The sequence below is a fragment of the Streptomyces sp. RKAG337 genome (assembly GCF_023701715.1).
Lineage (GTDB): Bacteria > Actinomycetota > Actinomycetes > Streptomycetales > Streptomycetaceae > Actinacidiphila.
Window position 1 is genome coordinate 2,957,302 of sequence record NZ_JAJOZA010000001.1, and the last position, 22,636, is coordinate 2,979,937.

The window sequence follows — 22,636 nt, forward strand, 5'->3', positions numbered from 1 at the left end:
CTCAGTCCTCGTCCGATATCGGACGACACGGACTCCGTTAGGAGACCGGGCCGCCGAAGATGTCGATTCGGTCGCCCTCAGCGAGGGTCACGATGGCGCGCTTGGTGTCCTTGCGCTTGCCGAAACCGGTCTTGGTGCGCTTGCGCTTACCCTGCCGGTTGATCGTGTTGACCCCGGTGACCTTGACCGAGAAGACCGCCTCGACGGCCTGCTTGATCTGGGTCTTATTGCTGCCCGGCGCGACGATGAACGTGTACTTGTTCTCGTCCAGGAGCGCGTAGCTCTTCTCGGAAACCACCGGCTTGACCAGGATGTCACGGGGATCCGTGAAGGTCTTGCTGGTGACGACCGCGGCGATCTTGGTCTCACTCATCAGGCGTCGTTCCCTTCGAGCTCATCCTCGGAGGCAACGGCCTTGGCGGACGCGGCGGGACCCGCCACGAAACGCTCGAAGGCATCCTTCGTGAAGACCACTTCGTCGGAGACGAGCACGTCGTAGGTGTTCAGCTGACCGGCTTCCAGGATGTGTACCTGGGGCAGGTTGCGGGCGGACAGCCACGCGGCCTCGTCAGCGCGCTCGACGACCAGGAGCACGTTCTTACGCTCCGAGATCTTGCCGAACAGCGTCTTGGCGGACTTCGTGGAAGGCGTCGTGCCCTCGATCACGCCGGAGACGACGTGAATGCGGGAGTGACGCGCCCGGTCGGTCAGGGCGCCGAGGAGGGCGGCCCGGATCATCTTCTTCGGCGTCCGCTGGGAGTAGTCACGCGGCTTCGGACCGTGGACGACGCCACCGCCCGCGAACTGCGGAGCGCGGGTCGAACCCTGGCGGGCGCGGCCGGTGCCCTTCTGGCGGTAAGGCTTGCGCCCACCACCGCGGACCTCGCCGCGACGCTTGGTGCTGTGCGTGCCCTGGCGGGCGGCAGCGAGCTGCGCCACGACGACCTGGTGGATCAGCGGAATGCTGACCTTGGCGTCGAAGATCTCGGCGGGAAGCTCAAGGCTCCCGGTCTTGTCGCCCGCGGGCGACAGGATGTCAATGGTGCTCATATCCTCAAGCCCCCTTGGCCGCGGTACGGACCAGGATGAGGCCGCCGTTCGGACCAGGTACCGCTCCCTTGATGAGGAGCAGGCCCTTCTCCGCGTCAACGGCGTGGACGGTCAGATTCTGTGTGGTCACACGCTCTCCACCCATCCGGCCGGCCATCTTCATGCCCTTGAAGACACGACCCGGGGTGGCACAGCCACCGATGGAGCCGGGGGAACGGTGCTTGCGCTGAACGCCGTGACCGGCGCCGAGACCCTTGAAGTTGTGACGCTTCATGACACCGGCGAAACCCTTGCCCTTGCTGGTGCCGGTCACATCGACCTTGACACCGGACTCGAAGGTCGCAGCGGTGATCTCCTGGCCCAGCGTGTACTCGCTGGCGTCAGGCGTACGAAGCTCCACCAGGTGGCGGCGCGGGGTTACGTCGGCCTTGGCGAAGTGACCCTTGAGGGGCTTGTTCACCTTGCGCGGGTCAATCTCGCCGAAGGCGATCTGAACCGACTCGTAGCCGTCGACGTCGTTGGTGCGGACCTGGGTCACGACACACGGGCCGGCCTTGATGACGGTCACCGGCACAATGCGGTTGTTCTCGTCCCAGACCTGCGTCATGCCGAGCTTCTCGCCCAGGACGCCCTTAATGCTCTTAGCCATCTCGCGCGTCACCTCAGAGCTTGATCTCGATGTCGACGCCAGCCGGGAGGTCGAGACGCATCAGCGAGTCAACCGTCTTCGGCGTGGGGTCGAGAATGTCGATGAGCCGCTTGTGGGTGCGCATCTCGAAGTGCTCGCGCGCATCCTTGTACTTGTGCGGCGACTTGATGACGCAGTACACGTTCTTCTCAGTGGGCAGCGGCACCGGGCCTGCGACGTGCGCACCAGTACGCGTCACCGTTTCGACGATCTTCTTCGCCGACGAATCGATGACCTCGTGGTCGTACGCCTTGAGCCGGATGCGGATCTTCTGTCCCGCCATGGCTACTCCGTAGTCCTTTGTCTCGTAACGCTCTGGAACCCGGCAGGTACTGACTCTCCGCCGACCCACGCGGTCGGGCGTGTCGCACCCCTTCTCATAAATTTCCGCAAGCGGAAATCCCTCGGAGAAGGAAGCGCGGCGCTCTGACCGCAGGATGTGGTGAAAAATCCCACCGGGTGCCTGATCGGAACCGCACTAACGCTTCCCGGAAGATTCCCGTACGTCCGTCAGGCCACCAAGAGGCGGATCATGACGACGAGTACTGTGGGACTCGCTTCCGGTCCTCCCGACGGGAGGCGCGCAGCATCGGCGCTCGACCGAGCAACTTGGCTAGTGTGCCATATGGGGCACACTCCACGCCAATCGAGCCGGTGACAGTACCACCTGGGCGGGCGGAGCAACCAAAGGCTCCCCCGGACGGTCCTCATCTGCGGAGTTCCCTGACATGGCGGGGACCCGTCGGACGAGAAAGAGTGTTCGTTGAAGAGGCTGCCCCGTCTGGTACTGCTCACGGTCGTCCTCGCGCTGTTCGCCGGCGCGTGCGGCACCCCCGGCGACGGCCCGGTGACCCCGCCCGCCAGGACCCCCAAGGCCGCACCGCCGCTCGACATGGACACCTGGTCGGTGACGGAGGAGAACCGGCGGCCCGGCAGCACCGGTTGGCGGCTGCGCGACCCGGGGCCGTCCGACGCGATCGAGGGGTACGCCGACCATGTCAGCGTCACCTCAGGAGAATCGTTTCGGCTGTTCGTCTCCACCACCGCGAAGAGCTTCCACGTCGAGGCGTACCGGATGGGCTGGTACCAGGGGAAGCAGGGCCGCAAGGTCTGGTCGTCGGCCGCTCAGCACGGCGAGCGGCAGGCGGGCCCGAAGACGGTGCCCGGCATATACCTGATCAGCGCGCCCTGGAAGCCGTCCCTGACGGTGAACACCGAGAACTGGCCGCAGGGCAGCTATCTGCTGAAGCTCGTCTCCAGCCAGGGCCACGACCGGTGGGTGACGCTGACGATCCGCTCCACCTCCACCGTCGGCCGCACCGTGTTCGTGAACGCCGTCACCACCTGGGCCGCGTACAACAAGTGGGGCGGCGGCACCAATGTCTACGGCGACTCCCGCGGCACCTCGGGACCCGGCTACGCCAAGCGCTCGCGCAAGGCCAGCTTCGACCGGCCGTACGACGGCAAGGGCTCGCCCTTCAACTGGTACGAGCTGCCGATGCTCAGCATCGCGGAGCGGATGGGCATACCGCTCGCCTACGAGACCGACACCGACCTCGACAACTCGGCCGAGCTGTTCCGCGGCGCCCGCTCGGTGATCTTCCCCGGGCACGACGAGTACTGGTCGGCGGGGATGCGCGACAACACCCTCAAGATCCGCGACGCCGGCGTGAACATCGCCTTCTTCTCTTCCAACGCCGCCTACCGGCACATACGGCTGGAGCCCAGCTCGCTGGGCAAGGACCGCGTGGTGGTGGTCTACAAGGATCCGTCGGAGGACCCGATGATCCTCAAGGACCCCAGCCAGGCCACCCAGCAGTGGCGGCTGCCGCCCGACCCGCGCCCGGAGAGCGTCCTCACCGGCGTGCTGTACGAGTGCAACCCGGTCTACGCGCCGTTCGTCGTCACCGACCCGGACGCGTGGATGTTCCGCGGCACCGGCGCCAAGGCCGGCAGCAAGTACATCGGGCTGGTCGGCGTGGAGTCGGACCGGCTGATGGCCGGCGTCCCGGTGCCGCGCCCGATCCAGGTCGTCGGGGACTCCCCGCTGACCTGCCGCGGCGCGAAGACCCGGGCCAACGCCGCCTACTACACGGTGCCTTCGGGCGCCGGGGTCTTCGCCACCGGCACCATGAGCTGGGCCTGCAGCGTCTACGGCAACACCGGCTGCCGGGACCAGGGCGGCGAGCAGCGGGTGCCCGAGGCGTCCGGGGAGTTCGCCCGCCAGGTCTCCGAGAACATCCTGCGGGTCTTCGCCGCCGGGCCCGCCGGCCGCACGTACCCGGCGCGGGACAACTACGCCCGGTACGTCTCACCGCCCAGCACGATGTCCTTCGCGCACTAGAGCCCGCTCCGGCCGGGCGGGATCCGGCCGGGCGGGGTCCGGGCCTGCGGGATCCGGCCGGGCGGGGTCCGGGCCTGCAGGGTCCGGCCGGGCGGGGAGCGCTCAGCGCACCACGCTCGGCCCGTAGGCGCCCGACACCATCAGCTGCGGCCGGCCCGAACCGTCCGCGGGCTGCTTCCACACGTCGAAGGCGCTGCTGCCGGTCGGCAGGGAGTAGGCGATGGTGCGGTCGTCCAGCCAGTCGCCCTGGTCGTCCACGCTGCGGGTCTCGGCGAGCGCCGTCTCCCGCAGGGTCGCCAGGTCCAGCACGTACAGCCGCCAGGGCTTGGACGGGTCGTCGGAGACCTTCTTCTTGAAGACCAGCCGGGTGCCGTCAGGGGAGAGCGACGGGCACTCCACGTTCTGCCGCAGCACGGTCATCGTGCGGGCCGCGAAGTCGCCGCGGACCAGGAACGTGCCGCCGCTGGAGGAGCTGCCCAGCGTCGCGTAGAAGGTGTTGTCGTCCTTCAGGAACGACACCCCCCAGAAGTTCCGGTCCGGCGGTGTGAAGTCCTTGCCGTCCCGGCGGACCTCGAACGTCTCCAGGGACGGCACCAGCGTGTCGGTGCCCGAGTCGTAGATGCCGGTGCGGGTGGAGAAGCCGGCCGAGGTGTACGAGTCCCCGTAGACGAACGCCGTCCAGGCCGCCATCCGGCCGTCGGCGGAGAGCCGGGCGCGGCTGGGCAGGCCGGGCAGCTGGATCCGCTTGAGCAGCTTCATACCGCTGTCGCGCAGCTCCGCGTAGTGGTGCACGACCAGGCCGTTCTGGCCGGCCAGACAGAGCAGCCGGCCGGCCGCCGCGTAACTGCGCTCACAGGCCTGTGTGTCGACCTTCCGGCCACTGCCCGGGCTGCCGATCGGCACCTCGGCCAGCCGGCCGAAGCCGGGGCCCTTGGCCGTGTCGCGGAATATCAGCCGGGCGCTGCCGCCCGGGGCGAGGTCGACGGCTCCGGCGACCGGGCGCACTCCCTCGCCGCCCTCGGCGCGGGCCTTGTCGCGCTGCAGGGCGTACACGGTGTACCCGATGGCCACCGAGGCCAGCACGGCCACGCACACCGCGAAAACTATGATCCGGTTCTTCATACGTCGGCCACCTCGGGGCCGTGGGCGGCACCCGGCCGCAGCAGCACCATGCACAGCAGCACGGCGGCCGTCAGAGCGACGGTGAATCCTTGAATGGTGTTCTCCGGGCCCCAGCGCATCCACGCGGCACCGAACGCCACGGAGGAGACGGAACGGCCCAGGGTCTGGGTGGTCTGCAGCACGGACAGCCCGCTGGTGCGCAGCTCCTCGGGGATCAGCGGCCCGGCGTGCGCCATCAGGACGCCGTCGGTCGCCGCGTAGAACAGCCCGTGCAGGGCCAGGACGACGAGGATCAGGGCGGTGCCCCGCAGGTCCAGGACGCCGCCGATCAGCAGATAGGCGGCGATCAGGCAGGCGTGCCCGGCCAGGAAGATCTTCCAGCGGCCGATCCGGTCGGCCAGCCCGCCCAGCGGCACCGCCGCCAGCAGGTAGACGCCGGTCGTGCCCAGCGGCAGCAGCGGGAACCAGGAGATCGCCAGGTCGGTGCGGTTCTGCAGCGCCAGGTAGACGAACGCGTCGGACACCGTCGCCAGGCCGAGCAGGCAGGCCCCGATGCAGGCCCGCCGGAACGACGCGTTGCCGAGCATCCCCAGCCCGGCGCGCAGCGAGACCGCGACCCGGGCGGTCTTCTTCCGCGTGAACGGATCCCGGACGAACAGCGCGAGGGCCACCACGCCGATCGCGCCGATGCAGAAGCTCACCACGAACACGGCGTCGTAAGCGGTGCCCAGCGAGGTGCTCATCATCGACATCAGGGCGAAGGCGATGACCGGGCCGATGAAGGCGCCGACGGTGTCCATCGCCCGGTGCACGCCGAACGCCCGGCCCTGCGACTCCGGCGGGGTGGACAGCGAGATCAGCGCGTCACGCGGGGCGGTTCTGATCCCCTTGCCCGCCCGGTCGACGGCCATCATCATCCCGATGCCCGGCACCGAGGAGCCCACCAGGGGGAATCCCAGCTTGGTCACCGCCGACATGAGGTAGCCGGAGCCTGCCACGGCCTTGCGTGCGGTGAACTTGTCCGCGAGATAGCCGCCGACGATCCGCAGCAGCGCCGTCGACCCCGAGTAGACGCCGTCCAGGAAGCCGAACTGCAGCATGCTCAGACCGAGTCCGGTGACCAGGTACACGGGAAGGACCGCGGTGACCATCTCCGAGGAGATGTCGGTGATCAGGCTCGTCATCCCGAGCGCGAAGACGTTCGCCGACACCAGTCCGCGCAGTCCCCGGCGGCGGCCCGGCCGTTCGCCCTCGGACCGGGCCTTGTCGCTGGCCCGGGTCTCCGACAGATACACGCATCGCTCCCTTAACGCCCTGGTAACCCGACGGACCACCCTAGGTCAGCCGGCGTGCAGGTTTTCGCACGCAACCTCGGAGCCGTCCGAACGCTCCTATCTGTTGTGAGCGTCTCTACGAGGCGAAGGTTGTCCCGCAGGGAACTACTTGTCGCCACAGCCATCGCAACCGCGGCCGCCGCGGCCGGCTGCACCAGCACGCCGTCCGACGCGAAACCGGTCACCGGTTCCGACCCGAGCGCCGTCCAGGCCTACCGGCCCGGCGCCAAGCCGCTGCTCCTCCAGGTCCTCGCGCACCCGGATGACGACCTGTACTTCATGAACCCCGACACCCTGCACGCCGTGCGCAGCGGCGTGCCGGTGGTCTCGGTCTACGTGACGGCCGGCGAATCCGTGGGCGTGAACCACGCGCCGCGCACCCCCACGCCCAAAGCCAACTGGCAGGCGTACTCCTCCGCCCGCCACCAGGGGCTGCGCCAGGCGTACGCGACCATGCTCGGCCTCGACAAGTTCACTCCGTGGCGCCATTCCGCGCTGCGGCTCACCGGCGGCCTCACCGTCGAGCTCGACCAGCTGGCGAACGGCGAGCGCCGGGCCGATCTGGTCTTCGTGAACCTGTCGATGGGCGAGGGGAACCCGAACCTGATGGGACTCCCCCACCTCTGGGCGGTCCCCGGCATCACTCTGGACACCGTGGTGGCCACCGGCTCCCCCGTCGCACGGTCCACCAAGGTGAGCCACCGGACCCTGGTGGACTCGCTGGCCGCGCTGCTGGAGCGCTACCAGCCGACCCTCGTACAGACCCTGGACCCCGATCCCGACATCCAGGTGCACGACGCGGCCCACCACCAGAACAGCGACCAGAACGGCTACTCCGACCACCGCGACCACACACCCGCCGCGCTCTTCGCCTGGAAGGCGCTCGCCCAGTGGGTGGCCGACAGCGCCGAGGCGGACGGCGACGTGCCGCGCTTCGTGACCACCGCCTACCGCGGGTACTACAACCAGCGCTGGCCCCGCAATCTCCCGCAGTCCGTGGTCCGGGAGAAGAACCAGTACCTCCTCCCGTACGGCGGGGATCCGGACTGGGACTGCGGCAACGCCGCCGGCTGCGGGGACTACGGCGTCGGCCAGAACACCCCGCTCACCAACCCCAAGGGCTGGGTGCGCTCCACCCACTACCGCTACTCCGGCGCCCGGCCGGCGGCCTTCGCCGGCGCCGACGGCCGGCTGGAGGCGTTCAGCGTGCTCGGCACCCGGGCCGTGCGCTGGCAGGAGAGCGCCGCCGGCAGCGGCCAGTGGAGCGATCCCCAGGACCTCGGCGGCGGGCCGCTGGCCCCCGCTCTGGCCGCCGTGAAGGACAGCACGGGCCGCCGGCTGCTCTTCGCCCTGCGGTTCTCCTCCCTGCAGGGCCAGGGCGGGCACAACTCACGCGAGATCGTCCTGCTGGAACAGAGCTCCCCCGACGGCGCGTTCCGGGCCTGGACCGGCATGGGCAACCCCGAGCGCACCGAGGACAACGGCCGCCGGATCGGCTGTCCGGTCGCGATGGCCACCCCCGACGGGCGGGTCCACCTCTTCGTCCGCAGCGCCGCCAAGGGTGTCTGGACCAAGGTCAGGGAGCCCGACGGGAAGTGGGGCGCCTGGCGCGACCTCGGCGGCGACGAGGTGCAGGACGGCCTGGCGGTGGTGCTCGACGGCCGGGCCCGGATCCACGTCTTCGCCGCCGGCCGCGACACCGTCCACCACTGGACGCAGCCCGCGCCCGGACAGCCGATGGCGTTCCAGGCGCTGAAGGGCATGCCGCAGCCCGGCGAGCCCCCGTCCGCGGCGCTCGCCCCCGACGGCTCCCTCACGGTCGCCTACCGGCGGCCGGTGACCGGGGAGTTGGTGCTGCGCACCGTCGACGGCACCGCGTCACGGGACAGCGTGCTGACCCCCGCCCAGCTGAGCGGGTACGGCGGCTACGCCGATGTCGCGGTCGGCGCCGCGCCGGCCCGCAGCGGGCACCGCGGCCTGCTGCTGCTCGGCAAGGAGCTCGACGGCACCGTCAAGCTCGTGGACACCGCACAGCCCGGCCGGCCGCTCAAGCGGCCGCCGTTCGCGCTCCCGGTCGGCACCCCCACGCTGCTGCACGGCCCCGACGGCCGGGCGTACGTCGTCGGCCTGGACTTCGCCGCGACCCCGTGGGTCTGGCGGGCCGAGACGGAGTCCACGGCGTAGCCGCGGGGGGACCCCTCCCCCGCGGAAGGTCCCAGGAAAAAGCCGAGGGCCCTGCCCCACCGCGAACGGTGGGGCAGGGCCCTCGGTGTGTTGCTCGCTAGAGCGTCAGATCACTTGGTGATCTTGACGACCTGGCCGGCGCCCACGGTGCGGCCACCCTCGCGGATGGCGAACTTCAGGCCCTCTTCCATGGCGATCGGCTGGATCAGCGCGACCGTCATGGCGGTGTTGTCGCCCGGCATGACCATCTCGGTGCCCTCGGGGAGGGTCACAACGCCGGTCACGTCGGTCGTCCGGAAGTAGAACTGCGGACGGTAGTTGTTGAAGAAGGGGGTGTGACGGCCACCCTCGTCCTTCGACAGGATGTAGGCCTGGGCCTCAAACTCGGTGTGCGGCGTGACCGTACCCGGCTTGATGATGACCTGGCCGCGCTCGACGTCCTCGCGCTTGATGCCACGGAGGAGCAGACCGACGTTCTCGCCCGCCTGGCCCTCGTCGAGCAGCTTGCGGAACATCTCGATGCCCGTGACCGTGGTGGTGGTCTTGGTCTCCTTGATGCCGATGATGTCGACAGTCTCGTTGACCTTGAGCACACCGCGCTCGATACGACCGGTGACGACGGTGCCACGACCGGTGATCGTGAAGACGTCCTCGATCGGCATGAGGAACGGCTTCTCGACGTCACGAGCCGGGGTGGGGATGTTCTCGTCGACAGCCTTCATCAGACCGAGAAGCTTCTCGCCCCACTCCTTGTCGCCCTCGAGCGCCTTGAGTGCGGAGACGCGGACGACCGGGAGGTCGTCACCGTCGAAGTCGTACTCGGAGAGGAGCTCACGGACCTCGAGCTCGACGAGCTCCAGGATCTCCTCGTCGTCCACCATGTCGGCCTTGTTCAGGGCGACGACGATGTACGGAACGCCGACCTGGCGGGCCAGGAGCACGTGCTCCTTGGTCTGCGGCATCGGGCCGTCGGTCGCGGCGACAACGAGGATGGCGCCGTCCATCTGCGCCGCACCCGTGATCATGTTCTTGATGTAGTCCGCGTGACCGGGGCAGTCGACGTGCGCGTAGTGACGCGACTCCGTCTGGTACTCGACGTGCGCGATCGAGATCGTGATACCGCGCTGGCGCTCCTCAGGAGCCTTGTCGATCTGGTCGAAGGCCGAGGCCTCGTTCAGGTCCGGGTACGCGTCATGCAGCACCTTGGTAATCGCCGCGGTCAGCGTCGTCTTACCGTGGTCGATGTGACCGATGGTGCCGATGTTGACGTGCGGCTTAGTCCGCTCGAACTTCGCCTTCGCCACTGGGGTCCTCCTGGGAGTGGTTCTGTACGCCTTGCTTCATCGGCGCCAGGTGATCTTTGCTGGAATGCGGGCTGCCGGGGCATCCGCCACGCTACTCGGGACCGAAGCCCTGTGGATTGTGGCGAATGCCCCGATGCCTGCTGTCAAGCCTAAGGGTTGAGCAACACTGCGAATTGAGCGCTACTCGCCCTTGGCCTTCGCGATGATCTCCTCAGCGACGTTCCGCGGAACCTCGGCGTAGGAGTCGAACTGCATCGAGTAGCTTGCGCGACCCGAGGTCTTGCTGCGGAGGTCTCCGACGTAGCCGAACATCTCCGACAGGGGCACGAGACCCTTGACGACACGGGCGCCGCTGCGCTCCTCCATGGCCTGAATCTGGCCACGGCGGGAGTTCAGGTCGCCGATGACGTCGCCCATGTAGTCCTCGGGCGTGGTGACCTCAACGGCCATCATCGGCTCGAGCAGTACGGGGCTCGCCCTGCGAGCACCCTCCTTGAACGCCTGCGAACCGGCGATCTTGAAGGCGAGCTCGGAGGAGTCAACCTCGTGGTAGCCACCGTCGAGAAGGGTGATGCGAACACCCACCATCTCGTAACCGGCCAGGATGCCGAACTTCATGGCTTCCTGTGCGCCCGCGTCCACCGAGGGGATGTACTCACGGGGGATGCGGCCACCGGTGACCTTGTTCACGAATTCGTACGAGGCGTCGCCGCCCTCGATGGGCTCCATCGAGATCTGTACCTTCGCGAACTGGCCGGTGCCACCAGTCTGCTTCTTGTGCGTGTAGTCGATCCGGTCGACAGTCTTGCGGATCGTCTCGCGGTATGCGACCTGGGGCTTGCCGACGTTCGCCTCGACGCGGAACTCGCGCTTCATGCGGTCGACGAGCACCTCGAGGTGAAGCTCGCCCATACCACCGATGATGGTCTGGCCGGTCTCCTCGTCGGAGTGCACCTGGAACGAGGGGTCCTCTTCAGCGAGACGCTGAATGGCGACGCCCAGCCGCTCCTGGTCACCCTTGGACTTGGGCTCGATCGCGACCTGAATGACCGGGGCCGGGAAGTCCATGGACTCCAGGATGACCGGCTTCTTCTCGTCGCACAGCGTCTCACCGGTGGTGGTCTGCTTCAGGCCCATGACGGCGATGATGTCGCCGGCGCCCACGGCCGCGATCTCCTCACGCTTGTTCGCGTGCATACGGTAGATCTTGCCGATGCGCTCCTTCTTGCCCTTGACGGAGTTCAGCACCGAGGTGCCGGTCTCCAGGCGGCCCGAGTAAACCCGGACGAAGGTGAGCTTGCCGAGGTGCGGGTCGCTCATGATCTTGAATGCAAGACCGGAGAACGGCTCGTCCTCGGAAGGCTGGCGCTTCACGACGATCGAGGGGTCCTTGACGTCGTGGCCTTCGATGGCCTCGATGTCCAGGGGGGAGGGCAGGTAACGGACAACGGCGTCGAGCAGGGGCTGAACGCCCTTGTTCTTGAACGCGCTGCCACAGAACACCGGCGTGAAGGTCGGCTTGCCCTGGTGCTCCGAGTCGGTCGAGGCGATGGTGGCGCGACGGATCGCGGCCATCAGCTGCTCTTCGCTGGGCTCCTGGCCCTCGAGGAACAGCTCCATCATCTCGTCGTCGTGCTCCGCGATGGTCTCGAGGAGCTTGCCACGCCATTCCTGGGCGGCTTCGACGTGCGAGCTCGGGATGTCGACGGTGTCGTACATCTCGCCCTTGGTGGCCTCGGCGGACCACACCATCGCCTTCATGGCGACGAGGTCGACGACACCCTTGAAGTCCATCTCAGTGCCGATGGGCAGCTGCATGACCAGCGGAACCGCACCGAGGCGGTCCACGATCATGTCGACGCAGCGGTGGAACTCGGCACCGGTCCGGTCGAGCTTGTTGACGAAACAGATGCGCGGCACGCCGTAGCGGTCCGCCTGACGCCAAACGGTCTCGGACTGCGGCTCAACACCGGCAACACCGTCGAACACCGTGACGGCACCGTCGAGGACGCGGAGCGAACGCTCCACCTCGACCGTGAAGTCGACGTGCCCCGGGGTGTCGATGATGTTGATCGTGTGATCGACATCGTTCAGCGGCCAGTGGCAGGTCGTCGCGGCCGACGTGATCGTGATGCCGCGCTCCTGCTCCTGCTCCATCCAGTCCATGGTGGCTGCGCCATCGTGGACTTCACCGATCTTGTAAGAGACACCGGTGTAGAACAGGATCCGCTCGGTGGTCGTCGTCTTGCCCGCGTCGATGTGGGCCATGATCCCAATGTTGCGGACCTTGGCCAGGTCAAGCGAAGTGGTGGCCATTAGGCTCAGTCTTCTCTCGGTCTCGATGTGGGTAGTGACTACCAGCGGTAGTGCGCGAAGGCCTTGTTCGACTCGGCCATCTTGTGCGTGTCTTCACGACGCTTGACCGAGGCACCGAGACCGTTGCTGGCGTCCAGCAGCTCGTTCATCAGGCGCTCGGTCATGGTCTTCTCACGGCGGGCGCGGGAGTAACCCACGAGCCAGCGCAGCGCGAGCGTGGAAGCACGGGCGGGGCGAACCTCGACCGGCACCTGGTAGGTCGCACCGCCGACGCGGCGGGACTTGACCTCCAGAGTCGGCTTGATGTTCTCAAGAGCGCGCTTCAGGGTGATGACCGGGTCGGTACCGGTCTTCTCCTTGAGGCCCTCGAGGGCGCCGTAAACGATCCGCTCGGCGGTGGAACGCTTGCCGTGCAGGAGGATCTTGTTGACCAGCGAGGTCACCAGAGGAGATCCGTAGACCGGGTCGATGATGACCGGGCGCTTCGGGGCAGGACCCTTACGAGGCATGCTTACTTCTCCTTCTTGGCGCCGTAGCGGCTGCGGGCCTGCTTGCGGTTCTTGACGCCCTGGGTGTCCAGGGAGCCGCGGATGATCTTGTAGCGAACACCCGGCAGGTCCTTCACACGACCGCCACGCACGAGCACGATGGAGTGCTCCTGGAGGTTGTGGCCCTCGCCCGGAATGTAGGCGGTGACCTCAATCCCACTGGTCAGACGCACACGGGCCACCTTGCGAAGCGCCGAGTTCGGCTTCTTCGGGGTGGTCGTGTACACACGCGTGCAAACACCGCGACGCTGAGGGGAACCCTTCAGCGCGGGTGTCATATTCTTCTTGACCTTGTCCTGCCGGCCGTTCCGGACCAGCTGCTGGATCGTAGGCACCGTTTCTCCGGTTTCTGTGTGCCGATCTCGATAAAACTAACCTGGGGCACCGACCCACGCGGTCGGGTGTGTCGCGGACCCCGCACGTCCCCGTGGAGCAGGGAACGTACGTATGTCGGGTGTCGCGGCCTCGGTGTCCCCGTGCGATATCGGTAACCTCCCGGCCAGAGGCTGGGGGCACGCGCAAGGACCCGGGCACACCCCAGGCACAAGGTCAGATCGTACCTATCGCATCGGCTCCGGTCAAAACAAATGCATCAGCGCAGGACACGCCGCCCGTCCGGGCCGGCGCTCAGCCGGAACCGGAGACCATGCCGAGCATCACGATGAGCATGATCAGACCGAGGAACCCGGACACGATCCAGCCCAGCACCAGGCCGGCGACCGCGAACCCGTCCCCGGCCTCGCCGCTGTGGCGGATCTCCTTGCGGGCCTTGTGCCCGAGGATCACCGCCGGGATCGCCGTCACGAGGGTGAAGGTGCCCGCCAGCCCGCACACGAACGAGGCGATGGCGGAGCTGTTCGTCCGCGGCGGGGCCGGCAGGAACGTCCGCGGCACATAGCCCATCGGCGGGGACATCTGGGCCGACATCGGCGAAGGGCCCTGCGGGAGGTCCCGCACCAGCAGCTGCAACTCACCGTAGGTACGCGCCTGGTAGGCGGTGGACATCCGGTGCTCGTACTCCTGCTGCTGCAGCCGCCCCTCCGCGAACGCGGCCTTCAGCACGTCCACCGTGCGCTCACGGTCGGCGTCGGCCGCCAGCATGCCGGGCACCTGGCCGGACTGCGGCAGCCGCCCGTTGCCCCACGGATCGAGTGACACGCGCGACACCTCCCCGCCTAGGAATGGTCTCTCCATACTGACGGACGCACGGCGAGCGTGCGAAGTTCCGCGAAAAGCCGCAAGGCGGCCATCCCGGGAGGGGACGGCCGCCTTGCGGATCAGACTCTGTGGGACGCGACTCAGCCGTTGTAGGGGCCGTAGTCGTAGTCCTCCAGGGGAACGGCCTGGCCGGAGCCGGTGCCGAAGGGCGAGTAGTCGATGTCGTCGTAACCGACGGCCGAGTACATCGCTGCCTTCGCCTCCTCGGTGGGCTCCACCCGGATGTTCCGGTAACGGGCGAGACCCGTACCGGCCGGGATGAGCTTACCGATGATGACGTTCTCCTTCAGGCCGAGCAGCGAGTCCGACTTGGCGTGGATCGCCGCGTCGGTCAGCACTCGGGTCGTCTCCTGGAAGGAGGCGGCCGACAGCCAGGACTCGGTCGCCAGCGAGGCCTTGGTGATACCCATCAGCTGCGGACGGCCGGAGGCGGGGTGACCGCCCTCGGAGACCACACGACGGTTCTCGGTCTCGAAGCGGCCGCGCTCGACCAGCTCGCCGGGCAGCAGCTCGGCGTCGCCGGACTCGATGATCGTCACACGGCGCAGCATCTGCCGGATGATGATCTCGATGTGCTTGTCGTGGATCGACACGCCCTGGTTGTTGTAGACCTTCTGCACTTCGGCCACCAGGTGGATCTGAACCTGGCGCTGGCCGAGGATACGCAGCACGTCGTGCGGGTTGGTGGCACCCACGGTCAGCTTCTGGCCGACCTCGACGTGGTCGCCCTCGCCCACCAGCAGACGGGACCGCTTGGAGATCGGGTAGGCGATCTCCTCGCTGCCGTCGTCCGGGGTGACGACGAGCTTCTTCGTCTTCTCGGTCTCCTCGATGCGGACCCGGCCGATGGCCTCGGAGATCGGGGCGACACCCTTGGGGACACGGGCCTCGAAGAGCTCGACGACACGCGGCAGACCCTGCGTGATGTCGTCACCCGCCACACCACCGGTGTGGAAGGTACGCATCGTCAGCTGGGTACCGGGCTCACCGATCGACTGGGCCGCGATGATACCGACGGCCTCACCGATGTCCACCAGCTTGCCGGTGGCCAGCGAGCGTCCGTAGCAGAAGGCACAGGTGCCGACCGTGGACTCGCAGGTGAGGATCGAGCGGGTCTTGACCTGCTCGACACCGTGCTGGATCAGCTGGTCGATGAGCACGTCGCCCAGGTCCACGTTGGCCGGCGCGATCACCTTGCCGTCGATGACGACGTCCTCGGCGAGCATGCGGGCGTAGACGCTGGTCTCGACGTCGTCCGTCTTACGAAGGACGCCGTCCTCGCCGCGCGCACCGATCTGCAGCTTGAGGCCGCGCTCGGTACCGCAGTCCTCCTCGCGGATGATGACGTCCTGCGAGACGTCCACCAGACGACGGGTCAGGTAGCCCGAGTCGGCGGTACGCAGGGCGGTGTCCGCGAGACCCTTACGGGCACCGTGGGTGGAGATGAAGTACTCCAGCACGGACAGGCCCTCACGGAACGAGGCCTTGATGGGACGCGGGATGGTCTCGTTCTTCGCGTTCGACACCAGACCACGCATACCGGCGATCTGACGCATCTGCATCATGTTTCCTCGGGCACCCGAGTCAACCATCATGAAGATGGGGTTCGTCTTGGGGAAGTTCGCGTTCATCGCCTCGGCAACCTCGTTGGTCGCCTTGGTCCAGATCGCGATGAGCTCCTGCGTGCGCTCGTCCTTGGTGATCAGGCCGCGCTCGTACTGCTTCTGGACCTTCTCGTCCTGCTCCTCGTACCCCTTGACGATGGCCTTCTTGGCCTCGGGGACGACGATGTCCGTGACGGCCACGGTGACGCCGGAACGGGTGGCCCAGTGGAAGCCGGCCGCCTTCAGGTTGTCGAGCGTCGCCGCCACGATGACCTTCGGGTACCGCTCGGCGAGGTCGTTGACGATCTCGGAGAGCTGCTTCTTGCCGACCGCGTAGTCGACGAACGGGTAGTCCTCGGGCAGCAGCTCGTTGAAGAGCGCGCGTCCCAGGGACGTCCGCAGCCGGAACGTGTCGCCGACCTGGTAGCCCTGCTCGCCCTCTTCCTGGACGGGCGGGGTCCAGCCGCGCGGCGGGACGGTGCCGACCGGGAAGCGGATGTCGACCTTCGACTGCAGCGAGAGCTCGCGGTTGTCGAACGCCATGATCGCTTCGGCGGTGGAACCGAACGCCCGGCCCTCGCCGATGAGCACGCGCTCTTCCGGCTCGGTGGTGAGGAAGAACAGACCCAGCACCATGTCCTGGGTCGGCATGGTGACGGGACGACCGTCGGCCGGCTTCAGGATGTTGTTCGAGGACAGCATCAGGATGCGGGCCTCGGCCTGCGCCTCTGCCGACAGCGGCAGGTGCACGGCCATCTGGTCACCGTCGAAGTCCGCGTTGAACGCGGTGCAGACGAGCGGGTGGATCTGGATGGCCTTGCCCTCGACCAGCTGGGGCTCGAAGGCCTGGATGCCGAGGCGGTGCAGGGTCGGTGCACGGTTCAGCAGCACCGGGTGCTCTGCGATGACCTCTTCGAGGACGTCGTAGACGACGGTGCGGCCGCGCTCGACCATGCGCTTGGCCGACTTGATGTTCTGCGCGTGGTTCAGGTCCACCAGGCGCTTCATCACGAACGGCTTGAAGAGCTCCAGCGCCATGGCCTTCGGCAGACCGCACTGGTGCAGCTTGAGCTGCGGGCCGACGACGATGACCGAACGGGCCGAGTAGTCGACTCGCTTGCCGAGCAGGTTCTGACGGAAACGACCCTGCTTGCCCTTGAGCATGTCGCTCAGGGACTTCAGCGGGCGGTTGCCGGGACCGGTGACCGGGCGACCACGGCGGCCGTTGTCGAACAGCGCGTCGACGGCCTCCTGCAGCATCCGCTTCTCGTTGTTCACGATGATCTCGGGGGCACCGAGGTCAAGGAGACGCTTGAGGCGGTTGTTGCGGTTGATCACGCGGCGGTACAGGTCGTTCAGGTCGGAGGTCGCGAAGCGGCCACCGTCCAGCTGCACCATCGGACGCAGGTCCGGCGGGATGACCGGGACGCAGTCCAGCACCATGCCGTTGGGCTTGTTGGTGGTCTGCAGGAACGCCGAGACGACCTTGAGGCGCTTGAGCGCACGGGTCTTCTTCTGGCCCTTGCCGGTACGGATGATCTCGCGGAGACGCTCGGCCTCCTCCTCGAGGTCGAAGGACTCGAGGCGCTTCTGCAGCGCCGCGGCACCCATCGATCCGGAGAAGTACGTACCGAAGCGCTCGCGCAGCTCGCGGTAGAGCAGCTCGTCGCCCTCGAGGTCCTGGACCTTGAGGTTCTTGAAGCGGGCCCATACCTCGTCGAGGCGGTCGATCTCGCGCTGGGCGCGGTCACGGAGCTGCTTCATCTCACGCTCGGCACCTTCGCGCACCTTGCGGCGCACGTCGGCCTTAGCACCCTCGGCCTCCAGCTCGCCGAGGTCCGCTTCGAGCTTCTTCTGCCGGTTCTCGACATCGGAATCCCGGCGGTTCTCGACCTGCTGGCGCTCGACGGAGACCTGCGCCTCGAGGGAGGGCAGATCACGCGTACGGCGCTCGTCGTCGACCCACGTGATCATGTAGGCGGCGAAGTAGATGACCTTCTCGAGGTCCTTCGGGGCGAGGTCGAGCAGGTAGCCCAGCCGCGACGGAACGCCCTTGAAGTACCAGATGTGGGTCACGGGAGCGGCCAGCTCAATGTGGCCCATCCGCTCACGACGCACCTTGGCGCGAGTTACCTCGACGCCACAGCGCTCGCAGATGATGCCCTTGAAGCGGACACGCTTGTACTTACCGCAGTAGCACTCCCAGTCCCGGGTCGGACCGAAGATCTTCTCGCAGAAGAGCCCGTCCTTCTCCGGCTTGAGGGTGCGGTAGTTGATGGTCTCCGGCTTCTTCACTTCGCCGTGGGACCAGGTCCGGATGTTGTCCGCGGTGGCAAGGCCGATCCGCAGCTCGTCGAAGAAGTTGACGTCGAGCACTTGTCGTCAATCCCTCTTTCAGGGTCGAGTGTCAAACATGGTCTGAACGGTCCGGGGCGGCCGGGACTCCGGTGAGGGAGTCCCGACCAGGCCCGTCAGACCTCTTCGACGCTGCTCGGCTCACGCCGGGACAGGTCGATACCGAGCTCTTCCGCAGCGCGGAAGACATCCTCGTCCGTGTCGCGCATCTCGATGGACATACCGTCCGAGGACAGCACCTCCACGTTGAGGCACAGCGACTGCATTTCCTTGATGAGCACCTTGAAGGACTCGGGAATGCCGGGTTCGGGGATGTTCTCGCCCTTGACGATGGCCTCGTAGACCTTCACACGGCCGAGGACGTCGTCGGACTTGATCGTCAGCAGCTCCTGGAGGGCGTAGGCGGCACCGTATGCCTCAAGAGCCCACACCTCCATTTCACCGAATCGCTGGCCACCGAACTGCGCCTTACCACCCAGCGGCTGCTGCGTGATCATGGAGTACGGGCCGGTGGAGCGGGCGTGGAGCTTGTCGTCCACCAGGTGGTGGAGCTTCAGGATGTACATGTAGCCGACCGAGATCGGGTCCGGGAACGGCTCGCCGGAGCGGCCGTCGAACATCCGGGCCTTGCCCGAGGGCAGCACCATCCGGTCGCCGTCGCGGTTCGGGATCGTGGCCTCGAAGAGGCCGGTGATCTCGTCCTCGCGCGCACCGTCGAACACCGGGGTGGCGACGTTGGAGCCCGGGGGCACCTTGTCGGCGCCGATGGACTCCAGCCGGCGGGCCCACTCGGTGCTGATCCCGGAGGTGTCCCAACCCTGCTGGGCGAGCCAGCCGAGGTGGATCTCCAGGACCTGTCCCGGGTTCATTCGGGACGGGACACCCAGCGGGTTGAGGATGATGTCGACCGGGGTGCCGTCCTCCAGGAACGGCATGTCCTCGACCGGCAGGATCTTCGAGATGACGCCCTTGTTGCCGTGCCGGCCGGCAAGCTTGTCACCGTTGTTGATCTTGCGCTTCTGCGCGACGTAGACGCGGACCAGCTGGTTCACGCCCGGCGGCAGCTCGTCGCCCTCTTCGCGGTCGAAGACGCGGACGCCGATGACCTTGCCGGTCTCGCCGTGCGGCACCTTCAGCGAGGTGTCGCGCACTTCGCGCGCCTTCTCGCCGAAGATCGCACGGAGCAGGCGCTCCTCCGGGGTCAGCTCGGTCTCGCCCTTCGGCGTGACCTTTCCGACCAGGATGTCGCCGGCGACGACATCGGCACCGATGCGGATGATCCCGCGCTCGTCGAGGTCCGCGAGGACCTCCTCGGAGACGTTCGGGATGTCCCGGGTGATCTCCTCCGGGCCGAGCTTGGTGTCACGGGCGTCGACCTCGTGCTCCTCGATGTGGATCGAGGAGAGGACGTCGTCCTGGACCAGCCGCTGGCTGAGGATGATCGCGTCTTCGTAGTTGTGGCCTTCCCACGGCATGAACGCCACGAGGAGGTTCTTGCCGAGGGCCATCTCGCCCTCGTCGGTGGAGGGGCCGTCGGCCAGGACCTGGTTGGCGACGACGCGAGCGCCCTCGTCGACGACGACCTTCTGGTTGAAGGACGTGCCCTGGTTCGAGCGGCTGAACTTCGCCACCCGGTACGTGGTGTAGGTGCCGTCGTCGTTGGCGACCGTGACGTAGTCCGCGGAGACCTCCTGGACCACACCGTCCTTCTCGGCCTTGATGACGTCACCGGCGTCGACCGCGCAGCGGTACTCCATGCCGGTGCCGACCAGCGGGGCCTCGCTCTTGATGAGCGGCACCGCCTGGCGCATCATGTTCGATCCCATGAGCGCGCGGTTGGCGTCGTCGTGCTCGAGGAACGGGATCATCGCGGTCGCGACCGACACCATCTGGCGCGGCGAGACGTCCATGTAGTCGACGTCGGCGCCGGGGATGTAGTCGATCTCGCCACCACGGCGGCGGACCAGGACGCGGGCCTCTTCGAAGTGGTTGTCGTCCGTCAGCGGCGCGTTGGCCTGCGCGATGACGAAGCGGTCCTCCTCGTCGGCCGTCAGGTAGTCGACGTCATCGGTGACGATGCCCTCGACGACCTTGCGGTACGGGGTCTCCACGAAGCCGAAGGCGTTGACCCGGCCGTAGGACGCGAGCGAGCCGATCAGGCCGATGTTCGGGCCTTCCGGGGTCTCGATCGGACACATGCGGCCGTAGTGCGACGGGTGAACGTCACGGACCTCGAAGCCGGCGCGCTCACGGGACAGACCACCCGGGCCCAGCGCGGACAGACGACGCTTGTGGGTCAGGCCCGACAGCGGGTTCGTCTGGTCCATGAACTGGGACAGCTGGCTGGTGCCGAAGAACTCCTTGATGGAGGCGACGACCGGCCGGATGTTGATCAGGGTCTGCGGCGTGATCGCCTCGACGTCCTGGGTGGTCATCCGCTCGCGGACGACGCGCTCCATACGAGCCAGGCCGGTACGGACCTGGTTCTGGATGAGCTCGCCGACGTTGCGCAGACGACGGTTGCCGAAGTGGTCGATGTCGTCGGTCTCGACGACCAGGTTGCGGCCGTCCTCCCCGACGGTCTCGGTCTCACCGGCGTGCAGCTTGACCAGGTACTTGATGGTCGCGAGAACGTCGGCCGTGGTCAGCACGCCGGCGTCGAGCGGCTTGTCGCTGCCGAGCTTCTTGTTCACCTTGTAGCGGCCGACCTTCGCGAGGTCGTAGCGCTTCGGGTTGAAGTAGAGGTTCTCGAGCAGCGTCTGCGCGGCCTCGCGGGTCGGCGGTTCGCCCGGACGCAGCTTGCGGTAGATGTCGAGCAGCGCGTCGTCCTGGCCCTGGGTGTGGTCCTTCTCCAGGGTGGCGCGCATGGACTCGTACTCGCCGAACTCCTCGAGGATCTGCTCGGTCGTCCAGCCGAGCGCCTTGAGGAGCACGGTGACCGACTGCTTGCGCTTGCGGTCGATGCGGACACCGACCATGTCGCGCTTGTCGATCTCGAGCTCGAGCCAGGCACCGCGGGACGGGATGACCTTCGCCGAGAAGATGTCCTTGTCGGACGTCTTGTCGATCGAGGAGTCGAAGTAGACGCCCGGCGAGCGGACCAGCTGCGAGACAACGACACGCTCGGTGCCGTTGATGCAGAAGGTGCCCTTGTTGGTCATGAGCGGGAAGTCGCCCATGAAGACCGTCTGCGACTTGATCTCGCCGGTCTCGTTGTTGGTGAACTCGGCGGTGACGAAGAGCGGAGCGCCGTACGTGAAGTCGCGGTCCTTGCACTCGTCGATCGAGTTCTTCGGAGGCTCAAAACGGTGGTCGCGGAAGGTGAGCGACATCGACCCGGAGAAGTCTTCGATCGGAGAGATCTCCTCGAAGATCTCTTCCAGACCCGACTTCCTGGGGACGTCCTGGCCACTTTCCAGAGCCGCCTCGACACGAGCCTTCCACGCGGCGTTGCCGAGCAGCCAGTCAAAGCTCTCGGTCTGCAGCGCGAGGAGGTTCGGTACCTCGAGGGGTTCCTTGATCTTCGCAAAAGAGATGCGCAGCGGTGAAGTGCTGGCACCGTTGTTCGTATTGGCAGTCGAGGCGTTGCGCGAGGCGGCCAAGAGGGGGTCCTTCCGAGGGCTCGGACTCACTACGCGCATACCGGTGTCCGCCCCCGAGCACACGGGGATGTCCACAGACGGGACATCTCTTCATTCCGTGCTCAGGCTTGGGGCTGTCCCTGGTGACGGGCCAGGCTACAGCTAACAGGCAGCGCAAAGGGTCAGTGTAGCCACTCGGCACACTGATGTCCAGGCAGAGATTCGGAGTACCGAATCATTGCCCCCTCGCCACTGTTGTCGACCCGGTCTCGGCACCGGATCTGTGCTTGACGCTAGGCATTCCCGCATCGCGCTCGATCCATGCCTCGGACCCCGGATCGAACTTACGACGCGTCCTGAGAATTGCGCGCCGCGTCCGGTTCGTCAAGGCCCCAGCCCCCCGGAGATCCGCACGGCCCCCTGGCCCGGCGGGGATGATCACCTTACCCCCGGGCGGCTACAGGCCCCCTGGAGGACCCCGGGAACGACCGAGGGCGGCCACCCTTTCGGGTGGCCGCCCTGCGGCTGTTCAGCCCCTTGTGGAGGGGCTGGGACTTACTTGACCTCGACGGACGCGCCAGCGGCCTTGAGGGACTCGGCAGCCTTCTCGGCGGCCTCCTTGGCGACCTTCTCGAGGACCGGCTTCGGAGCGCCGTCGACGAGGTCCTTGGCCTCCTTCAGACCCAGCGAGGTGAGCTCACGCACAACCTTGATGACCTGGATCTTCTTCTCGCCGGCGCCGGTGAGGACGACGTCGAACTCGTCCTGCTCCTCCGGGGCGTCGGCGACGGCGGCAGCGCCACCGGCGGCGACGGCGACCGGGGCGGCAGCCTTGACGTCGAACTTCTCCTCGAAGGCCTTGACGAAGTCAGAGAGCTCGATGAGGGTCAGGGTCTCGAACTGCGCGAGCAGCTCTTCCTGGGACAGCTTCGCCATGATGGCGTCCTTCCACTATTCGGCAGGTGCCGGGTGTACATGAAGGCGGGCG

At 67.2% G+C, this 22,636-nt stretch carries 16 protein-coding genes; 2 read left to right on the forward strand and 14 right to left on the reverse strand.

Annotated features, from left to right (window positions below; genetic code table 11):
- Nucleotides 1–37: 37 nt before the first annotated feature.
- The 4 genes from rplW to rpsJ are packed head-to-tail and all read right to left on the reverse strand — an operon-like array spanning nt 38 to nt 2,021.
- Nucleotides 38–373: a 50S ribosomal protein L23 gene (gene rplW, locus LNW73_RS12875; protein ID WP_250977274.1), complete on the reverse strand. Its 336-nt coding sequence runs from the start codon at nt 371–373 to the stop codon at nt 38–40.
- Nucleotides 373–1,050: a 50S ribosomal protein L4 gene (rplD, locus tag LNW73_RS12880; RefSeq protein WP_138352897.1), complete on the reverse strand. Its 678-nt coding sequence runs from the start codon at nt 1,048–1,050 to the stop codon at nt 373–375. The genes rplW and rplD overlap by 1 nt, the downstream gene beginning before the upstream one ends.
- A gap of 4 nt (nt 1,051–1,054) precedes the next feature.
- On the reverse strand, nt 1,055–1,699 hold the full coding sequence (rplC, locus tag LNW73_RS12885) for a 50S ribosomal protein L3 (protein ID WP_164297319.1): 645 nt from the start codon (nt 1,697–1,699) through the stop codon (nt 1,055–1,057).
- 13 nt (nt 1,700–1,712) lie between these two features.
- The gene (gene rpsJ / locus LNW73_RS12890; protein WP_138352895.1) at nt 1,713–2,021 is read right to left on the reverse strand and encodes a 30S ribosomal protein S10; all 309 of its coding nucleotides are present in this window, start codon (nt 2,019–2,021) and stop codon (nt 1,713–1,715) included.
- A 480-nt stretch (nt 2,022–2,501) separates the two neighbouring features.
- Here rpsJ and LNW73_RS12895 point away from each other — a divergent pair, with 480 nt between their 5' ends.
- On the forward strand, nt 2,502–4,082 hold the full coding sequence (locus tag LNW73_RS12895; protein ID WP_250977273.1) for a N,N-dimethylformamidase beta subunit family domain-containing protein: 1,581 nt from the start codon (nt 2,502–2,504) through the stop codon (nt 4,080–4,082).
- Between the two features lie 102 nt (nt 4,083–4,184).
- Here LNW73_RS12895 and LNW73_RS12900 read toward each other — a convergent pair whose 3' ends face one another.
- Entirely contained in the window at nt 4,185–5,204 is a 1,020-nt protein-coding gene (locus tag LNW73_RS12900) for a hypothetical protein (RefSeq protein WP_250989999.1), read from the reverse strand.
- On the reverse strand, nt 5,201–6,499 hold the full coding sequence (locus tag LNW73_RS12905; protein WP_250977271.1) for an MFS transporter: 1,299 nt from the start codon (nt 6,497–6,499) through the stop codon (nt 5,201–5,203). The genes LNW73_RS12900 and LNW73_RS12905 overlap by 4 nt, the downstream gene beginning before the upstream one ends.
- A gap of 129 nt (nt 6,500–6,628) precedes the next feature.
- On the opposite strand from LNW73_RS12905, the gene LNW73_RS12910 reads away from it, so the two are divergent.
- On the forward strand, nt 6,629–8,722 hold the full coding sequence (locus LNW73_RS12910; RefSeq protein WP_250990000.1) for a PIG-L family deacetylase: 2,094 nt from the start codon (nt 6,629–6,631) through the stop codon (nt 8,720–8,722).
- 110 nt (nt 8,723–8,832) lie between these two features.
- Here the strand turns inward: LNW73_RS12910 and tuf are convergent, their stop codons facing one another.
- The 8 genes from tuf to rplL form a co-directional block, all read right to left on the reverse strand.
- Nucleotides 8,833–10,026, reverse strand: coding sequence for an elongation factor Tu (gene tuf / locus LNW73_RS12915; RefSeq protein WP_250977269.1), 1,194 nt, complete (start codon nt 10,024–10,026; stop codon nt 8,833–8,835).
- A 180-nt stretch (nt 10,027–10,206) separates the two neighbouring features.
- Nucleotides 10,207–12,342, reverse strand: coding sequence for an elongation factor G (gene fusA / locus LNW73_RS12920; protein ID WP_250977268.1), 2,136 nt, complete (start codon nt 12,340–12,342; stop codon nt 10,207–10,209).
- Nucleotides 12,343–12,380: 38 nt separating this feature from the next.
- Nucleotides 12,381–12,851 carry a 30S ribosomal protein S7 gene (gene rpsG / locus LNW73_RS12925; RefSeq protein ID WP_138352889.1) on the reverse strand — a complete coding sequence of 157 codons (471 nt, stop codon included), beginning with the start codon at nt 12,849–12,851 and terminating at the stop codon, nt 12,381–12,383.
- Nucleotides 12,852–12,853: 2 nt separating this feature from the next.
- Nucleotides 12,854–13,225, reverse strand: a complete 372-nt coding sequence (rpsL, locus tag LNW73_RS12930; RefSeq protein WP_138352888.1) for a 30S ribosomal protein S12 — start codon at nt 13,223–13,225, stop codon at nt 12,854–12,856.
- Between the two features lie 292 nt (nt 13,226–13,517).
- The gene (locus tag LNW73_RS12935; protein ID WP_308407666.1) at nt 13,518–14,048 is read right to left on the reverse strand and encodes a DUF1707 and DUF4190 domain-containing protein; all 531 of its coding nucleotides are present in this window, start codon (nt 14,046–14,048) and stop codon (nt 13,518–13,520) included.
- Between the two features lie 140 nt (nt 14,049–14,188).
- Entirely contained in the window at nt 14,189–18,088 is a 3,900-nt protein-coding gene (locus tag LNW73_RS12940; protein WP_250977267.1) for a DNA-directed RNA polymerase subunit beta', read from the reverse strand.
- Nucleotides 18,089–18,183: 95 nt separating this feature from the next.
- A complete protein-coding gene (gene rpoB, locus LNW73_RS12945; RefSeq protein ID WP_250977266.1) occupies nt 18,184–21,669 on the reverse strand; it encodes a DNA-directed RNA polymerase subunit beta in 3,486 nt (1,161 codons plus the stop codon).
- Between the two features lie 534 nt (nt 21,670–22,203).
- On the reverse strand, nt 22,204–22,584 hold the full coding sequence (gene rplL / locus LNW73_RS12950; protein ID WP_250990001.1) for a 50S ribosomal protein L7/L12: 381 nt from the start codon (nt 22,582–22,584) through the stop codon (nt 22,204–22,206).
- Nucleotides 22,585–22,636: the final 52 nt, after the last annotated feature.

Bases quoted from the DNA above. Each gene is read 5' to 3' on its own strand.
- fusA (WP_250977268.1), bottom strand. From the start codon at position 12,342: ATGGCCACCACTTCGCTTGACCTGGCCAAGGTCCGCAACATTGGGATC.
- rpsG (WP_138352889.1), bottom strand. From the start codon at position 12,851: ATGCCTCGTAAGGGTCCTGCCCCGAAGCGCCCGGTCATCATCGACCCG.
- rplL (WP_250990001.1), bottom strand. From the start codon at position 22,584: ATGGCGAAGCTGTCCCAGGAAGAGCTGCTCGCGCAGTTCGAGACCCTG.
- LNW73_RS12900 (WP_250989999.1), bottom strand. From the start codon at position 5,204: ATGAAGAACCGGATCATAGTTTTCGCGGTGTGCGTGGCCGTGCTGGCC.
- rplW (WP_250977274.1), bottom strand. From the start codon at position 373: ATGAGTGAGACCAAGATCGCCGCGGTCGTCACCAGCAAGACCTTCACG.
- rplC (WP_164297319.1), bottom strand. From the start codon at position 1,699: ATGGCTAAGAGCATTAAGGGCGTCCTGGGCGAGAAGCTCGGCATGACG.
- rpsJ (WP_138352895.1), bottom strand. From the start codon at position 2,021: ATGGCGGGACAGAAGATCCGCATCCGGCTCAAGGCGTACGACCACGAG.
- rplD (WP_138352897.1), bottom strand. From the start codon at position 1,050: ATGAGCACCATTGACATCCTGTCGCCCGCGGGCGACAAGACCGGGAGC.